Origin of the sequence: Pseudomonas moorei, assembly GCF_042846945.1 — a bacterium.
In the GTDB taxonomy this organism is placed as follows: domain Bacteria; phylum Pseudomonadota; class Gammaproteobacteria; order Pseudomonadales; family Pseudomonadaceae; genus Aquipseudomonas; species Aquipseudomonas moorei.
On sequence record NZ_AP035776.1, the window covers coordinates 298,828 to 324,880 of the forward strand.

Below are 26,053 nucleotides of genomic sequence, written 5' to 3' on the forward strand. Positions count from 1 at the left end.
GGGCACTCCCATGCAATTGATCTGGTTGCGCAGTGACTTGCGCGTGAATGACAACACCGCGCTCTCGGCCGCCGCTGCGGCTGGCCCCTGCGTGGCGGTGTATTTGCCAAGCCCGCAGCAATGGCTGGAGCACGATGACGCGCCGTGCAAAGTCGACTTCTGGTTACGTAACCTGAAGACGCTGAGCAAGGCTTTGGCCGAACTGAACATTCCACTGCTGATCCGCAACGCCCCGCGCTGGGACGATGCCCCCCAGGTGCTGCTGGATCTGTGCCGGCAATTGAAAATCGACGCCGTGCACTTCAACGAAGAGTACGGCCTGCATGAAACCCGCCGTGACGCCGCGGTGGCCGATCTGCTCAAGGCCCAAGGCATTGACGCCCACAGTTACCTGGATCAACTGCTGTTCAAGCCAGGCACTGTGCTGACCAAAACGGGCAGCTACTTCCAGGTCTTCAGCCAGTTCCGCAAGGTTTGCTACGAACGCCTGCATCGATCATTGCCACGCCTGGTCAGCGCGCCCATGGCTCAAGCGCCGCTGAACATCTTCAGCGACGCGATTCCCGCACAGATCCAGGGTTTCGACACCCCCAGCGAAAGCTTGCGCGCATTGTGGCCGGCCGGTGAAGTCGAAGCCCGCCGCCGCCTCGACACCTTCGCCGATGCCCAGATCGACTACTACCAGAGCGAGCGTGATTTCCCGGCAAAACCTGGCACCAGCCAACTCTCGGCGTACCTTGCGGCCGGGGTGATTTCCCCTCGCCAATGCCTGCATGCGGCGCTGCAAAGCAATCAGGGCGAATTCGAAAGCGGCAAGGTCGGCGCCGTCACCTGGATCAATGAGCTGCTATGGCGCGAGTTCTACAAACACATTCTGGTGGGCTATCCACGGGTCTCTCGTCATCGTGCCTTCCGCCCGGAAACCGAAGCCCTGGCCTGGCGCAACGCCCCGGAAGAACTGGCGGCCTGGCAAGAGGCGCGCACCGGCCTGCCCATCGTCGACGCGGCCATGCGCCAGTTGCTGGAAACCGGCTGGATGCACAACCGCCTGCGCATGGTGGTGGCGATGTTCCTGACCAAGAACCTGCTGATCGACTGGCGTGAGGGTGAACGCTTTTTCATGCGTCACCTGATCGATGGCGATCTGGCTGCGAACAACGGCGGCTGGCAATGGAGCTCATCGACCGGCACCGACTCGGCGCCCTACTTCCGGATTTTCAACCCGCTGAGCCAGTCGGAAAAGTTCGACGCCGACGGTGTGTTCATCAAGCACTGGTTGCCGGAACTGGCCGGGCTGAACAAAAAGGAGGTGCACAACCCGGCGCAACTCGGCGGCCTGTTCGGTGTAGCGGATTATCCGCGCCCCATCGTCGACCTGAATGCTTCCCGTGCTCGCGCCCTGGCGGCATTCAAGAACCTGCCGTCGCGCCAGACCGCCGGAGCTCACGATGAGTAGCTTTCTGCGCCAGTTTGCCCGGCAGTTTGCACAGTTGGACAAAGACAATCTGCAACGCCTCGGCGAGCTGTACACCGACGATGTGCGCTTCACCGATCCGTTGCACGAAGTGCAAGGTCTCGGACAACTGCGCGCCTACTTCGCCGAGCTTTACGCCAACGTCAACGAACTGCGCTTCGACTTTCATGGCTTCGACCAGATCGCTGAAGGCGAAGGCTATTTGCGCTGGGTCATGAGTTACCGCCATCCGCGCCTGGCGGGCGGCCGGTTGATCCGGGTCGACGGTTGTTCCCACTTGCGCTGGCGCGACAAGGTTTATTGCCACCGGGATTACTTCGATGCCGGGGCAATGCTTTACGAACATCTACCGATATTGGGCCGGGCGATTGCCTGGCTGAAAAGGAGAATGGGATGAGCCTTACACCTCCACGAAGATATTGGCTGACTGGCGCGAGCAGCGGTATTGGAGCCGCGCTGGCCGAAGAGATCCTCAAGACCGGCGCGCACCTGGCTGTCAGTTCACGTTCTGTGGCGCCGTTGAAAGTTCTGTCTGCACGCTATCCCGGACAAGTGCTGGTGGTCGCCGGCGACCTGACCAACAGTCAGACCGTGCGTGAAATCGGCGAGCAGATTGCCCAGGACTGGGGCTCGCTGGATACGGTGATCCTCAATGCCGGCACCTGCGAGTATGTGGACGCCAAGCAGTTCGACGCCTCGATCATCGAGCATGTGGTGCGCACCAACCTGCTTGCCAGCAGCTATTGCATCGAAGCCGCGCTGCCACTGTTGCGGGCAGGCACTGCGCCGCACCTGGTGGGTGTGGCCAGTGCCGTGACTTACCTGCCGCTGCCCCGGGCCGAAGCCTATGGCGCCTCGAAGGCCGGGATGCGTTATCTGTTCGAATCGCTGCGTATCGATCTGGCGCCGGAAGGCATCGAAGTCACCGTGGTCAGCCCCGGCTTCGTCGACACCCCGCTGACAGCAAAAAACGATTTCCCCATGCCCCTCAGTTGGCCAGCGGATAAAGCCGCGCGGCACATCTTCGCCAAGCTCAAGGATCGACCGCTGGAAATCGCGTTTCCGGCGTTGTTCATGGCCGCTCTCTGGCCATTGTCGAAGTTGCCCGGCCGGATGAAGTTGGCGATCGGCAAACGCATGGTACGCAGCCATCCGCCGATCAAGGATCAGCTGTGAAGATTGCAATTATCGGCAGCGGTATCTCGGGGCTGACCTGTGCGTATCTACTCAACCGCCGTCACGAGATCACCCTGTTCGAGGCCAGTGACTGGGTCGGCGGACATACCCACACCGTGGACGTAACCGTCGATGGCCGGCCCTATGCGGTGGACACCGGTTTCATCGTATTCAATGACTGGACCTATCCGAATTTCATTCGTCTGCTGGGCCAGATCGGCGTGGGTTTCAAGCCCACGGAAATGAGCTTCTCGGTCACCGACCCCGATACCGGCCTGGAGTACAACGGCAACAATCTCAACAGCCTGTTCGCCCAGCGCCGCAACCTGTTGTCGCCGGGGTTCTGGAGCATGCTGCGGGACATCCTGCGCTTCAACAAACAAGCCCTGCGCGACCTCGAAGTACAGCGAATCAAACCCGACACCACACTGGATGATTACTTGAAAGCCGGCGGCTATGGCGAGCGCTTCATCCTGCATTACATTGTGCCGATGGGCTCGGCGATCTGGTCGATGCCCATGGCTGACATGCTGGCTTTCCCGCTGCAATCATTCGTCAGGTTCTTCAAGAATCACGGCTTGCTCTCGGTGAACAATCGCCCGCAATGGCAAGTCATCGAAGGCGGCTCCAGCGCCTACATCGCGCCGTTGACCGCCAGCTTTCGCGAGAAAATCCGCCTCAACTGTCCTGTCACACGGGTCGAGCGCGATGCAGATGGCGTGGTTATCCACAGCCCTGCCGGGAGCGAGCGCTTTGACAAGGTGGTGTTCGCCTGCCACAGCGATCAGGCCTTGCAACTGTTGGCAGCGCCGAGCGAAGCCGAGCAGTCGATCCTCGGCGCCCTGCCCTACGCCGACAATGAGGTGGTGCTGCACACCGACACGCGCCTGCTTCCACAGCGAAAACTCGCGTGGGCCAGCTGGAATTTTCGTCTCGGCGGCCCTGGCCATACACGGGCCGCCGTCACCTACGACATGAATATCCTGCAAGGCATCCAGAGCGAGACGACGTTCTGCGTCAGTCTCAACCAGAGCGCCGCCATCAATCCGCTCAAAGTGCTCGCCAAATACACCTACGCCCATCCGCAATACAGCCTGGCGGCGGTGGCGGCACAGGCACGCCGGGGCGAACTGGACGGGCAGCAGCACACTTGGTACTGCGGCGCGTACTGGGCCAACGGTTTCCATGAAGACGGCGTGGTCAGCGCCCTGCATGTGGCCCGCGCTTTTGGAGAAACCCTGTGAACAGCGCCCTTTACAGCGGCTGGATCGCCCATCGGCGCTTTGCCCCCCGGCACCACGCATTCCGCTATCGGATCGGCCTGTTGTACCTGGACCTCGATGAACAGGACGCCGTTCTCGGCTTGTCACGATTCGCGGGGGTAAGCCGCTTTGCGCCGTTCTCATTCCGTGAAAGCGATTACCTCAAGGCCTATACCGGCAACGGCATGCGCCTGATCGACGCCGTGCGCCAACAGGTCAGCGAAGCCATCGGCCATGTGCCGCAAGGTTCGGTCTGCCTGCTGACCCAACCGCGCAGTTGGGGCTTGTCGTTCAATCCGGTGAGTTTTTTCTATTGCCATGAAGCTGACGGGCAACTGGCGGCCATTGTCTGCGAAGTCAGCAACACGCCATGGCGCGAGCGCTATCACTACGTACTGCCCGCCAGGGCACCGCAGGACCTGTCGGATTTTCATCAACACTTCGCCGTGCCCAAGGCTTTTCACGTTTCGCCCTTCCTGCCGCGCGATATCCAGTACCGCATGAGCTTCAGCCCCGTGGCCAAAAGACTTGGCGTGCACATGGCCGACTGGCAGGGCGAAGAAAAACTGTTCGACGCCACACTCACGCTCGAACGCGAAACCCTCGATCGCGCCAGTCTGCACCGTTACCTTCGGCGCTTTCCGTGGATGACCGCAAAAACGGCCCTGGCCATTTATTGGCAAGCCCTGCGCCTGCTGCTCAAGCGCGTGCCGTTGTTTGCCCATCAGGCGGCCGACGGCAACTTTCAGACCGCCACCACCCTGCCCAAGGATCGCCATCATGAAAGCCTCTAGCGTCTCGGCCAAAGCCAACTTGTTCAGCACCCACGGCCTGACCGGATCGCTGTTGCGCCGCGGCGTGCTTCGGCAATTGAACCAACTCAAGCACGGCCAGTTGGTGCTGGTCGAAGACGGCGTACGCCATGTGTTCGGCAGTGCCAGCAATACCTTGGTGGGGGAGATCCATATCCTCGATGCCGCGGCGTGGGGACTGGTGGCCAGCAACGGTTCGATTGGGGCGGGCGAAGCATTCATCCTGGGCTACTGGAGTTCGCCGGACCTGACCTCGGTGGTCCGGGTGTTCGTGAGTAATCTTGAAGTGCTCGATGGCCTCGAAGGTGGCCTGGCGAGACTCGGCCGGCCGCTGATTCAGGGCCTGCACTGGCTCAATCGCAATACCCGCAAGGGCTCGCAGAAAAACATCGCCGCCCACTACGACTTGGGCAACGACCTGTTTGAACAGTTTCTCGACCCGACGATGATGTATTCGGCGGCGCAGTTTTTGACCGACGAGGACAGCCTGGAGCAAGCGCAGTTGAACAAACTGCAGCGGATTTGCCAGAAGCTGGCCCTCAAGCCAACGGATCACTTGCTGGAGATCGGCACGGGCTGGGGCAGCATGGCGCTGTACGCGGCGCAGCACTATGGCTGCAAAGTCACCACCACCACACTGTCCAGGGAGCAATACGCCTTCACCGCACAGCGCATCGATGCCCTGGGGCTGCAAGACCAGGTCACGTTGTTGCTCAAGGACTACCGCGACCTCACCGGCCAATACGACAAACTGGTGTCGATCGAGATGATCGAGGCCGTCGGTCATCGCTTCTTGCCGACTTATTTCAAACAGTGTGCTCACCTGCTCAAGAGCAACGGCCTGATGCTGCTGCAAGCCATCACCATCCGCGACCAGCGCTATGAACAGGCCAAGAACAGCGTCGACTTCATTCAACGCTACATCTTCCCCGGTGGTGCCTTGCCCTGCGTGCAGAAGATGCTGGAGATCGTCAGTCGCGACACCGACATGAACCTGCTGCACATGGAAGACTTCGGCCTGCATTACGCGCGAACCTTGCGCTTGTGGCGCGAGAATTTTCGCCGCGCCCAGGGTCGCCTGAGTGAGCTGGGTTATGACGACTATTTCCTGCGGCTGTGGGAGTTTTACCTGTGCTACTGCGAAGGCGGCTTTATGGAGCGCACCATCGGCACCGCACAACTGCTGCTGGCCAAGCCATCGGCAATCACCGAGCCGCTATTGGGTCGCTTCGACGCTTGATGACTGAGACGTCCCGTCTGAGCGTTCACACAGCAGCGGGTGACTGACTTACACTGCGCGACATGAAAATCATCCCCCACACGCAAATCGCGGAGCCGGCGGTCACTTGTTCGAGCTGCGCAGCCTGCTGCTGCCAGCTCGAAGTCATGCTGATCACCGACACTGGTGTGCCCGAACGCTTCATCGACACCGATGACTGGGGCGGGGAAGTCATGCTGCGCCTGGATGACGGCTGGTGTGCGGCGCTGGATCGCAACACGATGATGTGCACCATCTATGAAAAACGCCCGCTGATCTGCCGGGAATTCGAGATGGGTGCGCCGGAATGCATCGATGAGCGCCGGGGGATTTCCACGGCGTATCGCTGAAAGTGCTCTCCCCTGCAGGAGCGAGCTTGCTCCCACAGGGCATTGGCCAAACTGTCTAAGCAGTGATCCTTACAACGGCATCGTATAGTGCAACGCGTAACTCTCGGCGCCGTCGTTCGGGTTGGTCATCCCCGCGTTGGAATAGTGAATTGCCCGAATCCCGACTTCATGCCCGCCGGCAAAACGCAGACCAAATCCCAAGCGGTCTTCAAACTCGAAAACACTGCCAATGTGATTGTCTTCGACCCGGGTATGGTTGAAAAACGCCACGCCCACCCCCAGTTCGACGTAAGGTTTGACGCTCTCCCCGGCAAACTCGTAAACGAACACTGGCGAGAACGAAAGACTATTGTTGCTGGCACTCTTGCGGCCATTCCAATAGGTGTAGGCACCGTTCCAGTAACCGGTCAGGCGACCGACGTCGCTCTGCCACCAACTCTTGTCCCAATCGAACTGCATGCCCAATCGATAAGTCATGGTCGAGTCGCTGGTCTCGCCGACCCCGAACTCCACGCCTGCCGCTTGTGCGGTAAAACTGTGCCCCATCAGTGCGGCCGCAATCGCGGCCAAGCAGAATAGACGCTTCATTAGAAACTTCCTTTTCCGAACGATTACGTTTGGTTTTTTTTGGTGCTCGACACTCACAGCTATAGAAGTCGGCGATTTATTAGAAGTTCACCCCAATTATTCGCTTGTCCCACAACGTTTTACTCGTTGAATCTTTGCACAACGCCAGCGGTATTCCACAGTATCGGCAAAATATTTGTGAAGTGAAGGGGATCGGCACTGGTCCAGAATTGCGCCCCACGCGCAGGTCCTTCAGCGAGCAAATTGCGCTCGGCCAGCAAACGCTGAAGTTGGCGCGCAACAGCAGCACCGGTGTCGATCAAGCTGATGTCATCGGGGATCATCTGCTTGAGCATCGGCTTCAGGAAAGGGTAATGGGTGCAGCCCAGGATGATGGTGTCAGCCCCTTCGGCAAGCAAGGGCTCGACGTAACCTGCCAACAGCTGACGCAATGCGGGACTGTGCAAATCCCCCTTTTCAATCAGCTCCACCAGCCCAGGGCAAGGCTGGGTGATCACGCGCACATCCGTGGCGAAACGGTCGAGCAACGCCGCGAACTTGGCGCTCTGCAATGTGCCGGTCGTGGCCAGCACGCCGACCACGCCACTGCGGGTCGCGGCAGCCGCCGGTTTGACGGCCGGTTCCATGCCGACGATAGGCCATTGCGGATAATCGCGTCGCAGGTCGGCAACCCCCGCGACGGTGGCCGTGTTGCAGGCCAGCACCAGGGCCTTGGCGCCCTGCCGTTGAAAGAAACCGGCCATGACGCTGCAACGCTGTCGGATGAATTCCGGGGTTTTCTCGCCGTAAGGAATATTGCCGCAATCGGCGACGTACAGCAGTGACTCGTTGGGCAACAAACGCTGGATCTCGGCCAGCACCGAAAGCCCACCGACGCCGGAGTCGAACACGCCAATCGGCGCTTCACGCATGCTTTGGCCCACAAACGCTGCAACCCGGGTCCCGCTTGACGCGCAACTCACGGAAACGCGAGCCCAAGGCGTCGATCAACAACAGGCGCCCCACCAACGGCTCGCCGAAACCCGCCAGCAGCTTGAGTGCCTCAAGGGCTTGAAGGCTACCGACCAGCCCCACCAGCGGACCGACCACTCCGGCCTCGCTGCAGGTCAGTTCGGCCTCGCTGCCATGCCCGTACAAACAGTGGTAGCACGGACTTTCCGGACGACGCGGGTCGAACACCGACAACTGCCCTTCAAGGCGAATCGCTGCGCCGCTGACCAGCGGTTTTGCGGCGGCCACGCAAGCGGCATTGACCGCTTCACGGGTGGAGAAATTGTCGGAACAGTCAAGGACCAGGTCCACACCTGCAACGGCCGCCGCCAGGGAGTCTTCATCCAGCGCCGTACGATGGGCGACCAGTTGAACCTCGGGATTGATTGCCGTCAGGCGCTTGATCGCCGAATCGACCTTGCTCATGCCGACGCTGTCGGTGTCGTGAATGATCTGGCGTTGCAGATTGGTCAGGTCGACCGTATCGAAGTCCGCCAGATGCAACTGGCCGACACCCGCCGCTGCCAGATACAGCGCTACCGGCGCACCCAAACCACCAAGACCGATAATCAGCACGCGACTGTCTTTCAAGCGCAACTGACCGTCGATGTCGACGTGGTGCAACAGAATCTGCCGGCTGTAGCGCAGCAATTCCTGATCATTCAGCATGGCAGACGCCCCAGACTGATGCGTTGATGACCGCCCAGATCGGTACGGCTGTGGACGTCTTCAAAGCCACGGGTCAGCAGCAAATCACGCACCGCCTCGGCCTGGTCGTATCCGTGTTCCAGCATCAGCCAGCCACCGGCTGCCAGATGCTCCGGTGCCTGGGCGACGATCAAGCGCAAATCGTCGAGCCCGTCGACTCCAGCCACCAGGGCACTGGCCGGTTCGAAGCGCACGTCGCCTTCCGCCAGGTGCGGATCGGTCGCCGCGATGTAGGGTGGATTGCTGATGATCAGATCAAACCGCTGACCTTCCAGGGCGCTGAACCAATGACTGCTCAGCACCGTGGCGTTGTTCAAATTCAGGCGCTGACGATTGCGTTCGGCCAGGGCCACGGCTTCGAGCACGCGATCGACGGCGGTGACCTTCCAGGCCGGACGCTCGCTGGCCAGGGCCAGGGCGATGGCACCACTGCCGGTGCCGAGGTCGAGGACCCTGGACGGTGTAGCTGGCAACAATTCAAGCGCGGCTTCCACCAAAAGCTCGGTGTCCGGACGCGGGATCAGCGTATGTGGCGCCACTTCCAGATCGAGCTTCCAGAAACCTTGCTGGCCCAGAATGTAGGCCACCGGCTCACCGCTGCGACGGCGCTGCAGGTATTCGGCGAACACCAGCGCCGCTTCGCTCGGAACGATGCGCTCCGGCCAGGTGTGCAGAAAACTACGGGACTTGCCCAACGCCGCCGCCAGCAACAATTCTGCATCCAGACGCGCCGTGGGCGAGTCGGGCAGATCGGCAGCGCGCAACAAACTGGCGATGATCGTCATTTACTCACCTATCGCCGCCAGTTGGTCGGCCTGATATTCGGCCAGCAACGGCTCGATCACGGCATCGACGCCGCCGGCGAGGATTTCGTCGAGGGAATACAGCGTCAGGTTGACCCGATGGTCGGTGACCCGGCCCTGGGCGAAGTTGTAGGTGCGGATGCGTTCGGAGCGATCACCCGAGCCCACCAGCAATTTACGCTCGCTGGCGATGGCATTGGCGGCGGCGCTGGCCTGTTGATCGTTGAGCTTGGCCGACAGCCAGGACATCGCCCGTGCACGGTTCTTGTGCTGGGATCGTTCTTCCTGGCACTCGACCACGATACCGGACGGCAAGTGGGTGATACGGATCGCCGAGTCGGTCTTGTTGACGTGCTGGCCGCCGGCACCGGAGGAGCGATAAGTGTCGATCCGCAGGTCGGCCGGGTTGATCTCGATCGCTTCCTGTTCATCCGGCTCGGGCAATACCGCTACGGTGCACGCCGAGGTATGGATGCGTCCTTGGGATTCGGTAGCCGGGACCCGTTGCACGCGGTGCGCACCGGATTCGAATTTCAGCTTGCCGTAGACGTTGTCGCCTTCCACACGGGCGATGACCTCTTTATAGCCGCCGTGCTCGCCCTCGTTCTCCGAAAGGATTTCCACCCGCCAACCGCGACGCTCGGCGTAACGCGAATACATGCGGAACAGGTCGCCGGAGAAAATCGCCGCTTCGTCACCACCAGTACCCGCCCGGATCTCCAGGAAGACGTTACGACCGTCATTCGGATCCTTGGGCAGCAGCATGCGTTGCAGGCTGGCTTCCAGTTCGACCAGGCGTTCCTTGGCTTCGCGGACTTCTTCCACGGCCATTTCGCGCATGTCCGGGTCGCTGTCCTTGAGCAATGCCTGGGCACCTTCGAGGTCACCCTGTACTTTGAGCAACTGTTTATAGGTGTCGACAATCGGCTCGACTTCCGCGTACTCCTTGGAATAGCTGCGGAATTTGTTCTGATCGGAAATGACCTCGCCATCGCCAAGCAAGGCGGTCAATTCCTCGAAACGGTCCTGGAGGATGTCCAGCTTATTGAGCAGTGACGCTTTCATTGCGGTTTTTTATCCGAAAAGCTTTCCGATGAGCCCTCACCGAGGGCAAAGAGTTCCTGGGCCATCGCCAGCGCATCGAGGCGACCTTCGGCAGAGAGCTTTTTCAACTGCACGCTCGGTGCGTGCATGAGTTTGTTGGTCAGGCCACGGGCCAGTTGCAGCAGCACATCGTCGGCACTCGCGCCGTTGGCCAGCAGGCGCTGGGCCTTTTGCAATTCTTCGTCGCGCAAGCGTTCGCTTTGTTGACGATAGGCCTTGAGTACGTCCACCGCCGCCAATTCGCGCAGGCGGACCATGAAATCCTCGGCGCCGACCGATACCATCTCTTCCGCCGCTTGGGCAGCGCCTTGCCGGCTCTTGAGGTTTTCGGCGACCACTTCATGGAGATCGTCGACGCTATACAGATAAACGTCGTCCAACTCGCCGACTTCTGGTTCGATATCCCGGGGAACGGCGATATCCACCATGAAAATGGGTTTGTGCTTGCGCAGCTTCAGGGCGCTTTCCACGGCGCCCTTGCCAAGGATCGGCAATTGGCTGGCAGTGGAGCTGATGACGATGTCACTGCGCACAAGTTCCGCCGGGATGTCCGACAGCAGCACCGCATGGGCGCCGAACTGCTCGGCCAATGTACTCGCCCGCTCCAGCGTGCGATTGGCGACCACTATTCGCTTTACGCCGAGGTCATGCAGATGGCGGGCGACCAGGGTGATGGTCTCGCCGGCGCCAATCAGCAAGGCCTGGCTGCGTTGCAGGTCGCTGAAAATCTGTTTCGCCAGGCTGACCGCGGCAAACGCCACGGAGACCGGGTTTTCACCGATGGCGGTGTCGGTGCGCACTTGCTTGGCGGCATTGAACGTGGCCTGGAACAGGCGTCCGAGCAACGGGCCAATGGTGCCGGCCTCCCGAGCCACGGCGTAGGCCGATTTCATCTGGCCGAGAATCTGCGGTTCACCCAGCACCAGCGAATCGAGCCCGGAAGCCACCCGCATCATGTGACGAACTGCCGCATCATCTTCGTGCACATAGGCGCTCGCGCGCAGCTCGTCGAGGCTCAAATGATGGTATTCGGCCAGCCAGCGCAGAACGATATCCGCCGACAGGTGATCCTGTTCTATATAGAGCTCACTGCGATTGCAGGTGGAGAGGATCGCAGCTTCGCGGCTGTCGGTGAGTCGGCAGAGCTGCTGCAAGGCCTCCACCAGCTGCTCAGGGGTAAAGGCCACGCGCTCGCGGACGTCTACTGAAGCAGTCTTGTGGTTAATACCGAGTGCAAGGAAGGCCATTCAAAGTCGCTGATGGTGACGTGAAGCCGGCAATTGTCCTACTTCGACGGAATCAGAACAACTATTCGATATCTATTGCCATGGCAGGCTTCCACCCGTACTGCGAGCGGTTCTCGTTTACAGGTGCGCACATGCGAAAATGGCAGGCCGGTTATGTTTGGCCCAAGGCTTGTGTCATGATGATCCGACCGCAGGTTAGTCGTCCTCTTCCTATATGAATAGATCCTCCGCGTTGCTCCTCGCTTTTGTCTTCCTCAGCGGCTGCCAGGTCTTGGCACCCGTATCGTCGGACGGTACGTCGCCGGTCGAAGACAGCACTCCGGCACCTGAAAAGCCCAAGGTTTACAGCTCATTCAGCGAAGACACGGTCTTCAGCCTGCTGAGCGCCGAACTGGCTGGCCAGCGCAATCGTTTCGACATTGCCCTGGACAACTACGTGACCCAGGCCATCAACACCCAGGATCCGGGCATCTCCGAGCGGGCATTCCGTATTGCCGAGTACCTGGGCGCCGATCAGGCCGCCCTGGATACCTCGCTGATCTGGGCCAAAAACGCCCCGAACGACCTCGAGGCGCAACGTGCCGCGGCCGTACAACTGGCACGTGCAGGGCGCTATGACGACTCCATGGTCTATATGGAGAAAGTCCTGCAAGGCAAGGGCGACACCCACTTCGACTTCCTCGCCCTGTCCGCCGCCGATACCGACCAGGACACGCGTAACGGTCTGATGAAGAGTTTCGACCGTTTATTGCAACGCCACCCGAACAATAGTCAGCTGATTTTCGGCAAGGCTTTGCTGATGCAGCAGGATGGCGACGCCAAAGGCGCGCTGACCCTGCTGGAAAACAATCCGCCTGATGAAGGCGAAATAGCCCCGATTCTGCTGCGCGCGCGCCTGCTGCAAACCCTCGATCGCGGTGACGAGGCCTTGCCGCTGCTGCAAAAAAGCATCAAGAAATACCCGGACGACAAACGCCTGCGCCTGACCTACGCGCGCATGCTCGTTGAACAGGACCGGATGGACGACGCCAAAGCCGAGTTCTCGAGCCTGGTCCAGCAATACCCGGAAGACGATGAATTGCGTTATTCCCTGGCGCTCGTGTGCCTGGAAGCCAAGGCCTGGGACGAGGCCAAGGGCTACCTTGAAGACCTGATCGCCCGGGAAAGCCACGTCGACTCCGCGCACCTCAATCTTGGCCGCATCGCTGAAGAGCGCAACGATCCACAGGGTGCACTGGTCGAGTATGGCCAGGTGGGCCCGGGCAATGATTACCTGCCGGCACAATTGCGCCAGGCCGATATCCTGATGAACAACGGCAGGACCGCCGAAGCACAACGCCGCCTGGCGGCCGAACGCGACGCGCAGCCGGACTATGCGATCCAGCTGTATTTGATCGAGGCCGAAGCCCTGTCCGCCAACAAACAGGGTGACAAAGCCTGGAGCGTCCTGGAAAAAGCCCTGCAGAAATACCCGGACGACCTGAACCTGCTCTACACCCGCGCCATGCAAGCGGAAAAGCGCAATGACCTGGCGCAGATGGAAAAAGACCTGCGCCTGATCATCAAGCGCGATCCGGACAACGCCATGGCGCTGAACGCCCTGGGCTACACCCTGTCCGATCGTACGACCCGTTACGCCGAAGCCAAGGCCCTGATCGAACAGGCCCACCAGATCAGCCCGGAAGACCCGGCGGTCCTCGACAGCCTCGGCTGGGTCAACTTCCGCCTGGGTAACCTCGACGAAGCCGAACGCCTGCTGCGCCAGGCGCTGCAGCGTTTCCCAGATCAGGAAGTCGCCGCGCACCTGGGCGAAGTGCTATGGGCCAATGGCAAGCAACGCGAAGCCAAACAAATCTGGGGAAAATTCCTCAAGGAACAGCCTGACAGCCCAACCCTGCGCGGCACCATCAAACGCCTGACCGGATCAGAGACTCTTTAAGATTATGTTTTTGCGCCACATCATCGTTTTCAGTTTCATCGCCCTGCTCGCCGGTTGCGCGGGCTTCGGTGCCCGCGAATCCGTCGAGGGCCATGGCAACCCCGCCCAATGGCGCGAGCACAAGCAACAACTGACCGGTCTCGACGGCTGGCAGATCGACGGCAAGATCGGCATTCGCGCACCCAAGGATTCAGGTAGTGGCACGCTGTTCTGGCTGCAACGCCAGGATTACTACGACATCCGCCTTTCCGGCCCCCTGGGTCGCGGTGCGGCACGCCTGACCGGGCGGCCGGGCAAAGTCTCTCTGGAAGTCGCCAACCAGGGCCGCTATGAAGCGCCGAGTCCGGAAGTCCTGCTTGAAGAACAGCTGGGCTGGAAGTTGCCGGTGTCCGATCTGGCCTGGTGGGTCCGCGGACTCCCGGCTCCGGACAGCAAAAGCCGCCTGACACTCGATGGCGACAGCCGCCTGGCCAATCTCGAGCAGGATGGCTGGCAAGTCGAGTACACCGCCTACACCGAGCAAAACGGCTACTGGTTGCCCGAGCGCATCAAACTGCACGGCACCGACCTTGATGTCACCCTGGTGATCAAGGCCTGGCAACCGCGCAAGCTGGGGCAATGACATGTCTGCCACTCGCCTGACCCTGCCCTCCCCGGCCAAGCTCAACCTGATGCTGCACATTCTCGGTCGCCGCGCAGACGGCTATCACGAATTGCAGACGCTGTTTCAATTTCTGGACTATGGCGACGAAATCACCTTCGCCGTGCGCGATGACGGTGTCATTCGCCTGCACACCGAGTTCGAAGGCGTCCCCCATGACAGCAACCTGATCGTCAAAGCGGCGAAAAAACTTCAGGAGCAATCCGGTTGCTCGCTCGGCATCGATATCTGGATCGATAAAATCCTGCCCATGGGCGGCGGGATCGGTGGCGGCAGCTCGAATGCCGCAACCACCCTGCTGGGCCTGAATCACCTCTGGCAATTGGGCTGGGATGAGGATCGGCTGGCCGCCCTGGGTCTGACGCTAGGTGCCGACGTCCCGGTTTTCGTCCGTGGTCACGCCGCTTTCGCCGAGGGCGTGGGCGAGAAACTGACCCCGGTAGACCCGGAAGAACCGTGGTATCTCGTGCTCGTGCCGCAAGTATCTGTAAGTACGGCAGAAATTTTTTCCGATCCGTTGTTGACACGTAACTCGCCGCCCATTAAAGTGCGCCCCGTTCCCAAGGGAAACAGTCGAAATGACTGCTTGCCGGTAGTATCAAGGCGTTATCCAGAGGTACGTAACGCATTGAATTTGTTAGGTAATTTTACCGAAGCAAAACTCACCGGAACTGGAAGTTGTGTGTTTGGGGGCTTCCCAAGCAAAGCTGAAGCTGATAAAGTCTCGGCCCTTCTTACAGAGACCCTTACAGGGTTTGTAGCAAAAGGAAGCAACATTTCGATGTTGCATCGCAAGCTGCAAAGTCTGCTCTAAAGGAATCGATTACTGGGTAATCGTTGCAACAGATACAGGGGCGTCGCCAAGCGGTAAGGCAGCAGGTTTTGATCCTGCCATGCGTTGGTTCGAATCCAGCCGCCCCTGCCATTTTCCTATACTCATCCAGGTTACCCTCAGCCTTCAGGTACTGCGCGTGTCCAAGATGATGGTCTTTACGGGGAACGCTAACCCCGATCTGGCTCGGCGTGTCGTACGTCAGCTGCATATCCCTCTCGGTGACATTTCTGTCGGTAAATTTTCCGACGGCGAAATTACAGCCGAGATCAATGAAAACGTCCGCGGTAAAGATGTTTTCATTATTCAGCCGACTTGCGCTCCGACCAACGATAACCTGATGGAACTGGTAGTGATGGCCGATGCCTTCCGCCGCTCCTCAGCTACTCGTATCACTGCTGTTATTCCTTACTTTGGTTATGCCCGTCAGGATCGCCGTCCGCGTTCCGCACGTGTAGCTATCAGCGCGAAAGTCGTGGCTGACATGCTTACCGTAGTCGGCATCGACCGTGTTCTCACGGTTGATTTGCATGCTGACCAAATCCAGGGTTTCTTCGATATTCCGGTAGATAACATCTACGGCTCCCCGGTTCTGGTGGATGACATTGAAGATCAGCGCTTCGAAAACCTGATGATCGTGTCCCCGGACATTGGTGGCGTCGTGCGTGCACGTGCCGTTGCCAAATCCCTGGGCGTGGATCTCGGGATCATCGACAAACGCCGTGAGAAAGCCAATCACTCTGAAGTGATGCATATCATCGGTGATGTCGAAGGGCGTACCTGTATTCTGGTCGATGACATGGTCGATACCGCCGGCACCCTGTGCCACGCGGCCAAGGCCCTGAAAGAGCATGGCGCTGCCAAGGTTTTCGCCTACTGCACGCACCCTGTGCTGTCGGGTCGGGCGATCGAAAACATTGAAAATTCCGTGCTGGACGAGCTGGTGGTGACCAATACCATCCCGCTGTCCGCTGCTGCACAAGCCTGTGCGCGTATCCGTCAACTGGATATCGCACCGGTAGTTGCCGAGGCGGTCCGCCGCATCAGCAATGAAGAATCGATCAGCGCGATGTTCCGCTAAGGGCCCTGCCCTTCTCGAACATCTCGTTGACGAAAAGCGCCCCGCCCCGGCATTCCTGTCGGGGCGGGGCTTTTTTGCCCATATCGCCTTTAGCGCTGGTCGCAAACGCTGGGGCGAATGTGGTTATTTTGGAGATACAACATGAACGATTTTACTCTGAATGCTGAAGTGCGTTCCGACCTGGGGAAAGGTGCGAGCCGCCGCCTGCGTCGTCTCGCAAGCCTGGTTCCAGCTGTAGTTTACGGTGGCGAAAAAGCCCCTGAATCCATCAGCATGCTGGCTAAAGAAGTTGCCAAACTGCTCGAAAACGAAGCGGCTTACAGCCACATCATCGAGCTGAACGTTGGCGGCACCAAGCAAAACGTAATCATCAAGGCTCTGCAGCGTCACCCGGCCAAAGGCCACGTGATGCACGCTGACTTCGTACGCGTAGTTGCCGGCCAGAAGCTGACCGCTACCGTTCCAGTGCACTTCATCAACGAAGCTGCTCCGGTGAAGAAAGGCGGCGAGATTTCGCACGTTGTTGCTGAAATCGAAGTGTCCTGCCTGCCAAAAGACCTGCCTGAATTCATCGAAGTTGACCTGGCTAACGCTGAAGTCGGCTCGATCATTCACCTGTCCGACATCACCGCCCCTAAAGGCGTTGAGTTCGTTGCTCTGGCTCACGGTAACGACCTGGCTGTTGCCAACGTTCACGCTCCACGTGTTGCTCCAGAAGCTACCGAAGAAGGCGCAGCAGAGTAATTTCACTCTGTTCGCCGGAGTGACCGGAAACATCGCGGACTAGAGCGTAGCGAGAAAGCGGGCGAGAACGCGGAGTTTACATAATGGTAAATGAGCAATTTTCGTCCACTTTCGCCGCACTCCCTGATGGCGGCGATGTTATCCACCACTCCAAAGAAGGGCCCCTATCGTGACTGCCATAAAACTGATCGTTGGTCTGGGAAATCCAGGCGCTGAATACGAACAGACCCGGCATAACGCAGGGGCCCTTTTTGTTGAGCGCATCGCGAGCGCACAAGGCGTGAACCTTGTGGCCGATCGCAAATATTTCGGCCTGACCGGGCGCTATACGCATCAGGGTCAGGATGTTCGTCTGCTGATTCCCACCACCTATATGAACCGCAGCGGCCAGGCCGTAGCGGCACTCGCCGGATTCTTCCGCATCAAGCCCGAAGAGATCCTGGTGGCGCACGACGAACTCGACCTGCCTCCGGGCGTCGCCAAGCTCAAACAGGGCGGCGGCCATGGCGGTCACAACGGGTTGCGCGACATCATCGCGCAACTGGGCAATCAGAATACCTTTCACCGCTTGCGGCTTGGCATTGGCCACCCGGGCGTTGCCAGTATGGTTTCAAATTTCGTCCTGGGTCGTGCGCCACGCGCCGAACAGGAAAAACTCGATGCCAGCATCGACTTTGCCCTCGGCGTGCTGCCGGATATCCTCGCCGGTGAATGGAACCGCGCGATGAAAAACCTGCACAGCCAGAAGGCCTGACTCTTATCCGAGGGGAAACACCATGGGATTCAATTGCGGCATCGTCGGCCTGCCTAACGTCGGCAAGTCCACCCTGTTCAACGCCCTGACCAAATCCGGTATCGCGGCCGAGAACTTCCCCTTCTGCACCATCGAGCCCAACAGCGGTATCGTGCCGATGCCGGACCCGCGCCTGGAAGCCCTGGCCGCGATCGTCAATCCGAAGCGCATCCTGCCGACCACCATGGAATTCGTCGACATCGCTGGCCTGGTGGCCGGTGCGTCGAAAGGTGAAGGCCTGGGCAACAAATTCCTGGCCAACATCCGCGAAACCGATGCCATCGCCCACGTGGTCCGCTGCTTCGAAGACGAGAACGTGATTCACGTCTCCAACAGCGTCGACCCGAAACGCGACATCGAAATCATCGACCTGGAACTGATCTTCGCCGACTTAGACAGCTGCGAGAAGCAACTGCAGAAAGTCGCGCGCAACGCCAAGGGCGGTGACAAGGACGCAGTGGTCCAGAAAGGCCTGCTGGAGCAATTGATCGCTCACTTCACCCTGGGCAAGCCTGCACGCAGCCTGATGAAGAACATGAGTGCCGACGAAAAGGCAGTGATCAAGGGCTTCCACCTGCTGACCACCAAACCGGTCATGTACATCGCCAACGTCGCTGAAGACGGTTTCGAAAACAACCCGCACCTGGACGTGGTAAAAGCCATCGCCGAAGAAGAAGGCGCCATGGTTGTTCCGGTCTGCAACAAGATCGAAGCGGAAATCGCCGAACTGGAAGACGGTGAAGAGAAAGACATGTTCCTTGAAGCCCTGGGCCTCGAAGAGCCAGGCCTGAACCGCGTGATCCGCGCTGGTTACGAAATGCTGCACCTGCAGACTTATTTCACCGCCGGTGTCGAAGAAGTCCGCGCCTGGACCGTCCGCGTAGGTGCCACCGCACCACAAGCTGCGGGCGTGATCCATACCGACTTCGAAAAAGGCTTCATCCGCGCCGAAGTGATCGCCTACAACGACTTCATCCAGTACAAGGGTGAAGCCGGTACCAAGGAAGCCGGTAAATGGCGCCTGGAAGGCAAGGACTACATCGTCAAGGACGGCGACGTGATGCACTTCCGCTTCAACGTGTAATGGACCCCGTGGATTTCCACGGAACTCGATAGACGAAAAATCCCCGTAATCACTGGCTGATACGGGGATTTTTGCGTCTTATGACCACCATCATCTGCCATTGCGATCTGAGATATTGCTGGGTACGCTACCGGGTATGACGCCTGAAGCCGGTTTTAGAAACCGGGTACGACGGAAATTCGGAGATCAGCCCATGCTCACCGATACCCAATGCCGCACCGCAAAGCCCAAGGACAAGCCCTACAAGCTTACCGACGGAAAAGGGCTGCACTTAGAGGTAAAAACCAATGGATCAAAAGCGTGGCGCTACCGTTTTGAGCTTCGAATCGGAGACACTATCAAGGAGAACACCTTTGCGATTGGCGACTATGCGATCGCGCCTCGAGGTGAATCTCCGGCAGAGGCCCAAGCTCGAAAAAATGGTCGACGCTTCACGTTGGCGGAGGCACGGGACGAGCGCGTTAAAGCCAGAGACTTGGTGAAGCAAGGCATCAACCCCGCCCAGCATCGGCAACTCGAGCGCATCAAACGAGAACAGGAAAGCGCCACTACCTTCGAAGCGGTGGCGAAAGAGTGGCTGGCCCTGAAGGATTGGGCAGAGATTACCAAGACCAGGCGGCTAGATATGCTTAAGCGCGTGGTCTTTCCCAAGATTGGTCCATGGCCGATCAAGAGCATCACCCCAGCGCATATCCTGGACGTGCTTACCACGTCGGCGAAGAAAAACGGCCTGACGGTCGCGGCAGAGGCAAAACGCAGCATGTCCGGCATCTTCGAACTCGCGGTTTCGACGCTACGAGCAGATACCGATCCGGTGTATCCAGTTCGCAGAGCACTCCCGGCAAATAAAACCCAGCACAAGCGCCCGCTAACGGTGGATGAAATTGGCCAACTCCTGAGGGATGTCGAAGGACATTGCGGTCGCCACGAAACCATTACTGCATTTCGCCTGATGTGGCTGACGCTATGCCGACCGAACGAAGCAGTGGAAGCCCGATGGAATGAGTTTGATTTCGACGCCGGCCGCTGGCGAATTCCCGCTGAACGGATGAAAAAGCGCAAGGAACACATTATTCCTTTGCCCATCCAAGCCATGGACATGCTGCGAGCGCTGCATACCATCACGGGCAGATATGAGTACTTGTTTCCCCACCGTGATGAACGAACCAGGCCGATGGTCACGGCTTCATTCCGGCAGATGCTCAAAGCGCTGGGCTGGAGCGGTAAATACAGCCCGCACGCCACCAGAACCACGGGAAGCACCCGACTCAACGAGATGGGCTATCCCGCCGACTGGATCGAGCGGCAACTCGCCCACGCCGAGCCTAATATGGTTCGGCGCACCTATAACCACGCGGAGTACCTGGCAGATCGTACGAAGATGATGCAGCAGTGGGCAGACATGCTTGATGTATGGGTTCTCGGCGAAAGCAACATCACGCCCCTCAGCCGCAGTGCCAATCAGTAGCCAATACCTGTTCTACCTACTGGCGACACCGGCGGCGACCCGCGTAATACCTGACCTGCAGCATGGCGACAACGGTGGCGACTGTCGCCGTTGCAAGCCTCTCTCTTGGGGCTTTCTCGGCCAAGCCCACGCGAGCGGGAAGGCTCCGCATTCCCACTCGCATGAGCTCACATAAAAACCGATGAGTGACCACACGGCCATGTAATGCCACCGATTTCCAAAGTCTTCCAGCGCTACCGATTGGCGCAATAGTTTTCCCAAAATGCGGTTGACCGCGAGCAGATCGAGCGCTAAATCAGAACTGTACAAGAGCTGTCCTCGAGAGCACCCAGGTAGCCAGAACCTTTAAGGCTACGCCACATCGTGGTGGTTCACCCCAAGTGCGATTAGCGTCCGGCGGCTCGCACGGTCACTACCCATATGATGGATGCCTACTTCTTCCAGAGTGCCCACTGCGGCAACTCATACCCCTTCCTGGCTGCTCTGCAGCAACTTATCCGCTTGGCCATTTCTTGCGCCAACCTGTTGCCCGTCTCTTTGCCTCCTAAAGAGACGGGCGCCTATCACACTGCTGCAGCCCTGCTCGCACGGGCCTTTGCGGCTTTCCCCCTCGTGACAATCGGCGTGACAAACACTGAATGCTCACTCGCCACAGCGATGCCGATGATGGTGCCGCAGCCCATGGAATGGACTGCACCTGACTGACAGTCAGGCATGCCCCGGTCATCACCTCACTGCCTTCACCTGACTCAGGATCTCGCGGCACCGGTCTCGTCAGCCAGTGCAGCCTCCACCCGCCCACTTCTTCGGAAGTGTTCAGGAGGCCAGATCATGAGATGCCCAAGTTCCCGGTCGTAAGGAGCCGTCAGTCCCGCGTTAGTGGACAACCCTCACAGGTCGCAGGGGCCTTGATCCCTGATAACACTCAACAACCGTGGCGGGATGAGTGAGGACGAAGTCGATAATTTCAGGAGAAGTGCAATGCAACTGTGCGAAGCGTTCGAGCCACCACAACCATTGCTGGAGTACCAGCAGGCATCATTATCCTACCCGGTCGAAGCTCTCGGGGAACTGTTGGGCCCTGCGGTCGAACGACTGGCCGAGGTAATCGGCGTGCCCTGTGCCATGGCCGCGCAATCGGTGCTGGCCAGCGCAGCTCTGGTGAGCCAGGGTCATGCCAATATCCAACTCGATGGCCGAACTTATCCGCTGTCCCTCTACTTACTGACGGTGGCGTCCTCGGGTGATCGCAAAAGCGCGGTGGACTATCTGGCACTGAAGGCGGCGCGCGACTGGGAACGACAGCAGTGGACCCTGTATGCGGAAAAGCTCAAAGCCTATCGCGCCGCTACCAGCCTCATGGCCAAACCCAAAACCGCAAAGAAACACACGGAGGCGGAAGGCGGGGAGCTGTCCGAGCCGGTACCGCCAAGACTGATCATTGCCGAGCCGACCATTGAGGCCCTGGTCAAAAGCCTGTGTCATGGCTTGCCCAGCATGGGCTTGTTCAATGATGAAGGTGGCCAGTTCTTGGGCAGCAGCACCATGAGCAAAGAGAATCTGCTCAAGGCGATCACCACCTTGTCCACACTGTGGGATGGCAGCCCGATCGACCGGGCGCGCTCCATGGCAGGGGAAAGCCTGCGGGCCTATGACCGCCGCCTCAGTCTGCATCTGATGCTGCAACCCTACCTGGCCAACCAGCTGTTCAAAGACCCGGTGATCAATGGCCAAGGCATCCTCGGCCGTTGCCTGATCAGTTGGCCCGAGCGCCTGGTCGGCCAGCGGCTCTACAAGGCGATCGACCTGACCCGAGATGCCAAAGTCCAGCGCTACCAACAGCGGATCACCACCCTGCTGCAACAGCCCTGGTCGCTTCACCAGGATGGTTCACTCAATCCCGCCGCGCTGGAGCTGACTGCCCGTGCCCGTCGTGCCTGGATCGATATTCACGACATCATCGAATGTCAGTCTGGCGAGTTCGGCGAGCTGGCCGGCGTCCAGCCTGTTGCGAGCAAGGCGGCGGCGAATGTACTGCGTATCGCGGGCGTGCTGGCAATGTTTGAAGAGGCCCGTTCGTTGGACGAAGGACACATCCAACGCGCCTCCACGTTGATGGATTACTACCTGGCCGAGATCCAGCGCCTGACCGAACAGGAGCCGGTCAATAGCCGATGCGAAGAGGCGGATCGGCTGCTGCGCTGGCTGGTGCAGAAAGGCTGGACCCACTTCACCATTCGCGACGTCAATCGCAACGGCCCTCGTTTTGCCCGCAAGAGCGCTGACCATACCGCCTCTTTATTGGTCGTACTGATCACTCATCGCTGGCTGAGCAGCCGCGACGGAAAAACTTTCGAGGTCCGCCATGTTTCGCCTCAATGACGCGGTGCGCCGCTACCAGGCGCAACATCAATCGCAACCTGAATCGCGGCGTGTCGCAGCTTCTGTCGCCACCCTGTCGCCACGCGCCAGGCCAGAAACGACGCGGGTTGTCGCCACTGTCGCCGCTGTCGCCACACCACCACTGGAGCCTACCCACCTAGCCCGGCTGATCGAGCAACTGCGTGAGGAAGGGGCACTGCTGCAACACCACGAGAACGCCCTCCTGATCCGCCCGACACACTGGCAGCAGGTGGACAGGCTCAGCCCTCACTGGAAAGCCTTGCTGCTCTTTCTGCAAACAAACGAAAACGGTGATGACGATGGCCTTGATTAGTCGGCGTGAGGGTCGCAACTTTGGCTATGGCCGCCAGCTGAGCTATGCCGGCTCACAAGCGCTCAAGGATTTGTTTGCCGGCGGCCACTTCGCCACGGTCAAAGCACATAGCGATCGCTGGCATGCGTTCGTGCGTTGGTGTCGATCAGAGGCAGGCCCCGGTTACAACGATGCGCGCCAGATCAATCGACAGACGCTGCACGACTATGCCGCTTACCTGCGCCAGCAGATCCAGCAAGGTGAACTCTGCATCGCTACCGCGCAGAACCGCCTGAGCAGCGTTAACCGCACCCTCGCCGCGCTGCGCGGTGATCAGGACATGAGGATCGCCAGCCCGAGCCAGGCGTTGGGACAGCAGCGCTCGAGCGTACGCACCCGCGCGCCGGGTGGACAAGATCACCAACAGGTGCGGCGAGTACTCGAGGCGCTTGGCGAACAGCAACGCGAGCGGGTGGCCGCGATTGTCCTGTTGGCCCGTGCAACCGGTATGCGCTTGCGCGAAGCGATCCTCGCTGATCTGCCACGTCTCCACCGCGAAGCCGAACAATTCGGCCGCATCAATATCCAGGACGGCACCAAAGGTGGACGCTCAGGCGCTTCAGCGCCGCGATGGGTGGTGGCAACTGAAGAGGTGAACGCGGCGTTGCAGCTGGCTCGTCATACGTCTCCTCCAGGTAGCCGCAATTTGCTGGCCCGAGACGAAAGCTACGCCGCGTTCCTGCAACAGACCGTGCTCCCAGCCCGCGAAATACTGCATGAACAAGGACTGAAGGGGTTTCATGAACTGCGCGCGGCCTACGCCTGCGAGCGTTATGAGCAGCTCACTGGCCACGCCGCACCGGTCAATGGTGGTCACTGCTATCGCATTGACCGCGGCCTCGACCAGCAGGCGCGACAACAGATCAGCCTTGAGCTCGGACATAACCGGATCGATGTGGTGTCGGCCTACATTGGAGGTCGAGCATGAGCAAACCTTTCGATATGGCGCTGTTCCTGAGCGGAGTACTGACCGGCTCGACGTCCACCCGACAACGCCACCTACGGCAAGCTCGAATCATACAAGCTGCCATTCAACAACGATGGCAACGCGATAATCCCTGGACCTGGCAGCTCAAGCATGTGCGCTGGTTTCTCACTCAGCACCTGAAAGAGCATTCCGACGCCACCCGGTATTACTATCGGCTCACCGCCCTATTGATCTGGAACCGATTAAGGAACGGCCGAGAATTGCTGATCGGTCGCTCGACTAGTCGTAAGTAGCAGCCCTCCAGTCTCACTTGTCCGCGTTCATTTATTGCCCAAGGACTGCTTCGAATAGACCTGGTGATACTCGATGAGCTTGGGTATTTGCCCTTCAACCAGAGTGGGGGCTCGCTGTTATTTCACCTGCTTTCAAAACTGTACGAACACGAGAGCATGGTGATCACCACCAACCTCAGCTCCTCGGAATGGTCGAGTGTGTTTGGCGATGCCAAGATGACCACTGCGTTACTAGATCGTCTGATACACCTCTGCCACATCGTCGAAACGGGCAACGAGTCCTACCGCCTGCAACACAGCAGCTTGGTCGCCCAGACAAAGATCAAATCGCGTGAATGAAAGCGCAAGGACGAAAATGGTATCGAGGACGATGAGCTGTTTTGATCCGCACCGAAAATACCCTGCCACATGCCTACATGCGGTGGGGGCTTAATGCCTCTTCCACCGAGACACGACTGCTAAGCTTATCCACAATTGCTGATGCCAAATCAGCAATCCGCCCTGGGTCAATTTTCAATCGGCGGGGTCAGTTTTCAATCAGCGCCAACACCTTTGCCCGAAAAATATCGAACATCAAGGATTTTGAGACTAGCTGGTCATTAACGAACCTTTAGTTCAGACATCTGAATGCCCGACGAATGGGCGAGGTCGTGTCAGAGCAGTTTCACCAACACAGCAGTAATCGTGGTTACTGTGCCAATGAGCCCGGTGGATACCGCCACCGGATACCAGAACGTTTCACGGGTCATCTTGCCCGCTTCGGCGTTCAGCTTGCACTGCTCAGCTATCAGCTTGACGATTTCCACATAAACCTTTTCGAGTTCGACCTGCTTCATGGTGAATTCCTGCATGGCGGGTACCTTTCCATCCTGGGTGGGTAGCGTTGGGGGCTTTTATTCACTTTGTACCTGGATCACATCAAACGAACACCTTTTGCACAGATGCTTTGTTTCAGGTGGTAAGACCTGAAAGCAGCTATTCAATTGACTCTCCAGCATGACTTCCCACACGTCGATCCCGTTTCCTAGGGAAATTTCAGAAATGCCTTCGCTCAGTGACCTGATGGGTTCATTGGTGAAACGACACATTGGAGTGGCAGTGCCCAGAGTAGGATAAGATGCCAGCAAATCAGGCTCGCTGTGAGTAGCCCCGCATGACAGAAAACAGTCGGAACACCACCCGTCTGATCAAGAAGTACCCGAATCGCCGTCTGTATGACACGCACACCAGCAGTCATCTGACCCTTGCGGATATACGCCAATTGGTCGTCGATAGAATTCCGTTCGAAGTGGTCGACGCCAAGACCGGCGAGGACCTGACCCGGAGTATTTTGCTGCAGGTCATTCTGGAAGCCGAAAGTGGCGGTCAGCCGATATTCTCGAGTGAGATGCTGATGGGGATCATCCAGTTCTACGGTCCCTACCAGAGCGTCCTCGGCAGCTATCTGGATAAAAGCATCCAGACGGTCATCGACATCCAGTCCCAGACCGGCGCTCAGTCCTCCGAAACCTGGAGCGCGTTCATGCACCAGCAGGCACCGGTCATGCAGGATCTGATGCGCCAGTATGTCGACCAGTCAAAAGCGCTCTACCTGAACACCCAGAATCTCTTCGGAATGTTCGGCGGCATGCCACCCGGCAAGCCTGGTGCCGATGGCGGGCCGAAAAAAAATGGCGATGGGGAGTAATCCCATCGCCATCTTG

General features: G+C 59.0%; 28 protein-coding genes, 1 tRNA gene and 1 pseudogene. 23 read left to right on the top strand and 7 right to left on the bottom strand.

The window, feature by feature from the left end:
* Positions 1-10: 10 nt before the first annotated feature.
* The 7 genes from phrB to ACGJAX_RS01460 all read left to right on the top strand — a co-directional run bounded on the left by phrB (position 11) and on the right by ACGJAX_RS01460 (position 6,332).
* A complete protein-coding gene (phrB, locus tag ACGJAX_RS01430) occupies positions 11-1,456 on the top strand; it encodes a deoxyribodipyrimidine photo-lyase (protein ID WP_390957240.1) in 1,446 nt (481 codons plus the stop codon).
* Complete coding sequence (locus tag ACGJAX_RS01435; RefSeq protein ID WP_248916534.1) at positions 1,449-1,871, top strand: nuclear transport factor 2 family protein; 423 nt, start codon at positions 1,449-1,451, stop codon at positions 1,869-1,871. Before phrB ends, ACGJAX_RS01435 begins: the two co-directional genes overlap by 8 nt.
* Positions 1,868-2,650, top strand: coding sequence for an SDR family oxidoreductase (locus ACGJAX_RS01440; protein ID WP_248916533.1), 783 nt, complete (start codon positions 1,868-1,870; stop codon positions 2,648-2,650). Before ACGJAX_RS01435 ends, ACGJAX_RS01440 begins: the two co-directional genes overlap by 4 nt.
* The gene (locus ACGJAX_RS01445) at positions 2,647-3,894 is read left to right on the top strand and encodes an FAD-dependent oxidoreductase (RefSeq protein ID WP_390957241.1); all 1,248 of its coding nucleotides are present in this window, start codon (positions 2,647-2,649) and stop codon (positions 3,892-3,894) included. Before ACGJAX_RS01440 ends, ACGJAX_RS01445 begins: the two co-directional genes overlap by 4 nt.
* Entirely contained in the window at positions 3,891-4,706 is an 816-nt protein-coding gene (locus ACGJAX_RS01450; protein ID WP_390957242.1) for a DUF1365 family protein, read from the top strand. Before ACGJAX_RS01445 ends, ACGJAX_RS01450 begins: the two co-directional genes overlap by 4 nt.
* Complete coding sequence (locus ACGJAX_RS01455) at positions 4,693-5,964, top strand: class I SAM-dependent methyltransferase (RefSeq protein ID WP_390957243.1); 1,272 nt, start codon at positions 4,693-4,695, stop codon at positions 5,962-5,964. The genes ACGJAX_RS01450 and ACGJAX_RS01455 overlap by 14 nt, the downstream gene beginning before the upstream one ends.
* A gap of 62 nt (positions 5,965-6,026) precedes the next feature.
* Positions 6,027-6,332, top strand: coding sequence for a YkgJ family cysteine cluster protein (locus ACGJAX_RS01460; RefSeq protein ID WP_390957244.1), 306 nt, complete (start codon positions 6,027-6,029; stop codon positions 6,330-6,332).
* 69 nt (positions 6,333-6,401) lie between these two features.
* On the opposite strand, the gene ACGJAX_RS01465 is transcribed toward ACGJAX_RS01460, so the two are convergent.
* The 6 genes from ACGJAX_RS01465 to hemA all read right to left on the bottom strand — a co-directional run bounded on the left by ACGJAX_RS01465 (position 6,402) and on the right by hemA (position 11,772).
* The gene (locus ACGJAX_RS01465; RefSeq protein WP_090325125.1) at positions 6,402-6,920 is read right to left on the bottom strand and encodes an acyloxyacyl hydrolase; all 519 of its coding nucleotides are present in this window, start codon (positions 6,918-6,920) and stop codon (positions 6,402-6,404) included.
* A gap of 119 nt (positions 6,921-7,039) precedes the next feature.
* The gene (gene murI / locus ACGJAX_RS01470; protein WP_390957245.1) at positions 7,040-7,831 is read right to left on the bottom strand and encodes a glutamate racemase; all 792 of its coding nucleotides are present in this window, start codon (positions 7,829-7,831) and stop codon (positions 7,040-7,042) included.
* Positions 7,824-8,579 (bottom strand): molybdopterin-synthase adenylyltransferase MoeB, encoded by a 756-nt coding sequence (locus tag ACGJAX_RS01475; protein WP_390957246.1) that lies wholly within the window; start codon positions 8,577-8,579, stop codon positions 7,824-7,826. The genes murI and ACGJAX_RS01475 overlap by 8 nt, the downstream gene beginning before the upstream one ends.
* Entirely contained in the window at positions 8,573-9,403 is an 831-nt protein-coding gene (gene prmC / locus ACGJAX_RS01480) for a peptide chain release factor N(5)-glutamine methyltransferase (protein WP_390957247.1), read from the bottom strand. Before prmC ends, ACGJAX_RS01475 begins: the two co-directional genes overlap by 7 nt.
* On the bottom strand, positions 9,404-10,486 hold the full coding sequence (prfA, locus tag ACGJAX_RS01485) for a peptide chain release factor 1 (protein WP_390957248.1): 1,083 nt from the start codon (positions 10,484-10,486) through the stop codon (positions 9,404-9,406).
* Complete coding sequence (gene hemA / locus ACGJAX_RS01490) at positions 10,483-11,772, bottom strand: glutamyl-tRNA reductase (protein WP_090325133.1); 1,290 nt, start codon at positions 11,770-11,772, stop codon at positions 10,483-10,485. Before hemA ends, prfA begins: the two co-directional genes overlap by 4 nt.
* 214 nt (positions 11,773-11,986) lie before the next feature.
* Between hemA and ACGJAX_RS01495 the strand changes: the two genes are divergently transcribed.
* The 15 genes and pseudogenes from ACGJAX_RS01495 to ACGJAX_RS01565 form a co-directional block, all read left to right on the top strand.
* Positions 11,987-13,711 (top strand): tetratricopeptide repeat protein, encoded by a 1,725-nt coding sequence (locus tag ACGJAX_RS01495; protein ID WP_390957249.1) that lies wholly within the window; start codon positions 11,987-11,989, stop codon positions 13,709-13,711.
* A 4-nt stretch (positions 13,712-13,715) separates the two neighbouring features.
* The gene (gene lolB, locus ACGJAX_RS01500; protein WP_390957250.1) at positions 13,716-14,333 is read left to right on the top strand and encodes a lipoprotein insertase outer membrane protein LolB; all 618 of its coding nucleotides are present in this window, start codon (positions 13,716-13,718) and stop codon (positions 14,331-14,333) included.
* A gap of 1 nt (position 14,334) precedes the next feature.
* Positions 14,335-15,186: a 4-(cytidine 5'-diphospho)-2-C-methyl-D-erythritol kinase gene (ispE, locus tag ACGJAX_RS01505; RefSeq protein ID WP_248916523.1), complete on the top strand. Its 852-nt coding sequence runs from the start codon at positions 14,335-14,337 to the stop codon at positions 15,184-15,186.
* A 36-nt stretch (positions 15,187-15,222) separates the two neighbouring features.
* Positions 15,223-15,297: transfer RNA gene (locus tag ACGJAX_RS01510), tRNA-Gln, on the top strand.
* A gap of 46 nt (positions 15,298-15,343) precedes the next feature.
* Complete coding sequence (locus ACGJAX_RS01515) at positions 15,344-16,285, top strand: ribose-phosphate pyrophosphokinase (RefSeq protein WP_003171603.1); 942 nt, start codon at positions 15,344-15,346, stop codon at positions 16,283-16,285.
* 141 nt (positions 16,286-16,426) lie between these two features.
* Positions 16,427-17,029: a 50S ribosomal protein L25/general stress protein Ctc gene (locus tag ACGJAX_RS01520; protein ID WP_090325140.1), complete on the top strand. Its 603-nt coding sequence runs from the start codon at positions 16,427-16,429 to the stop codon at positions 17,027-17,029.
* Between the two features lie 169 nt (positions 17,030-17,198).
* Positions 17,199-17,783 carry an aminoacyl-tRNA hydrolase gene (pth, locus tag ACGJAX_RS01525; RefSeq protein ID WP_090325142.1) on the top strand — a complete coding sequence of 195 codons (585 nt, stop codon included), beginning with the start codon at positions 17,199-17,201 and terminating at the stop codon, positions 17,781-17,783.
* A gap of 22 nt (positions 17,784-17,805) precedes the next feature.
* Positions 17,806-18,906 carry a redox-regulated ATPase YchF gene (ychF, locus tag ACGJAX_RS01530; RefSeq protein WP_090325143.1) on the top strand — a complete coding sequence of 367 codons (1,101 nt, stop codon included), beginning with the start codon at positions 17,806-17,808 and terminating at the stop codon, positions 18,904-18,906.
* A gap of 193 nt (positions 18,907-19,099) precedes the next feature.
* A complete protein-coding gene (locus tag ACGJAX_RS01535; RefSeq protein ID WP_390957251.1) occupies positions 19,100-20,374 on the top strand; it encodes a tyrosine-type recombinase/integrase in 1,275 nt (424 codons plus the stop codon).
* Positions 20,375-20,794: 420 nt separating this feature from the next.
* Positions 20,795-21,079 (top strand): hypothetical protein, encoded by a 285-nt coding sequence (locus ACGJAX_RS01540; RefSeq protein WP_390957252.1) that lies wholly within the window; start codon positions 20,795-20,797, stop codon positions 21,077-21,079.
* A gap of 276 nt (positions 21,080-21,355) precedes the next feature.
* On the top strand, positions 21,356-22,756 hold the full coding sequence (locus ACGJAX_RS01545) for a DUF3987 domain-containing protein (RefSeq protein WP_390957253.1): 1,401 nt from the start codon (positions 21,356-21,358) through the stop codon (positions 22,754-22,756).
* The gene (locus ACGJAX_RS01550; RefSeq protein ID WP_390957254.1) at positions 22,740-23,090 is read left to right on the top strand and encodes a hypothetical protein; all 351 of its coding nucleotides are present in this window, start codon (positions 22,740-22,742) and stop codon (positions 23,088-23,090) included. The genes ACGJAX_RS01545 and ACGJAX_RS01550 overlap by 17 nt, the downstream gene beginning before the upstream one ends.
* Positions 23,077-24,057, top strand: a complete 981-nt coding sequence (locus ACGJAX_RS01555; RefSeq protein ID WP_390957255.1) for an integrase domain-containing protein — start codon at positions 23,077-23,079, stop codon at positions 24,055-24,057. The genes ACGJAX_RS01550 and ACGJAX_RS01555 overlap by 14 nt, the downstream gene beginning before the upstream one ends.
* On the top strand, positions 24,054-24,350 hold the full coding sequence (locus ACGJAX_RS01560; RefSeq protein ID WP_390957256.1) for a hypothetical protein: 297 nt from the start codon (positions 24,054-24,056) through the stop codon (positions 24,348-24,350). The genes ACGJAX_RS01555 and ACGJAX_RS01560 overlap by 4 nt, the downstream gene beginning before the upstream one ends.
* A gap of 33 nt (positions 24,351-24,383) precedes the next feature.
* Positions 24,384-24,689: pseudogene (locus tag ACGJAX_RS01565) on the top strand (ATP-binding protein); the annotation flags it as partial.
* Positions 24,690-25,003: 314 nt separating this feature from the next.
* Here ACGJAX_RS01565 and ACGJAX_RS01570 read toward each other — a convergent pair.
* Positions 25,004-25,186 carry a hypothetical protein gene (locus tag ACGJAX_RS01570; RefSeq protein WP_390957257.1) on the bottom strand — a complete coding sequence of 61 codons (183 nt, stop codon included), beginning with the start codon at positions 25,184-25,186 and terminating at the stop codon, positions 25,004-25,006.
* A 317-nt stretch (positions 25,187-25,503) separates the two neighbouring features.
* On the opposite strand from ACGJAX_RS01570, the gene phaR reads away from it, so the two are divergent.
* The gene (gene phaR, locus ACGJAX_RS01575) at positions 25,504-26,037 is read left to right on the top strand and encodes a polyhydroxyalkanoate synthesis repressor PhaR (protein WP_390957258.1); all 534 of its coding nucleotides are present in this window, start codon (positions 25,504-25,506) and stop codon (positions 26,035-26,037) included.
* Positions 26,038-26,053 lie beyond the last annotated feature (16 nt).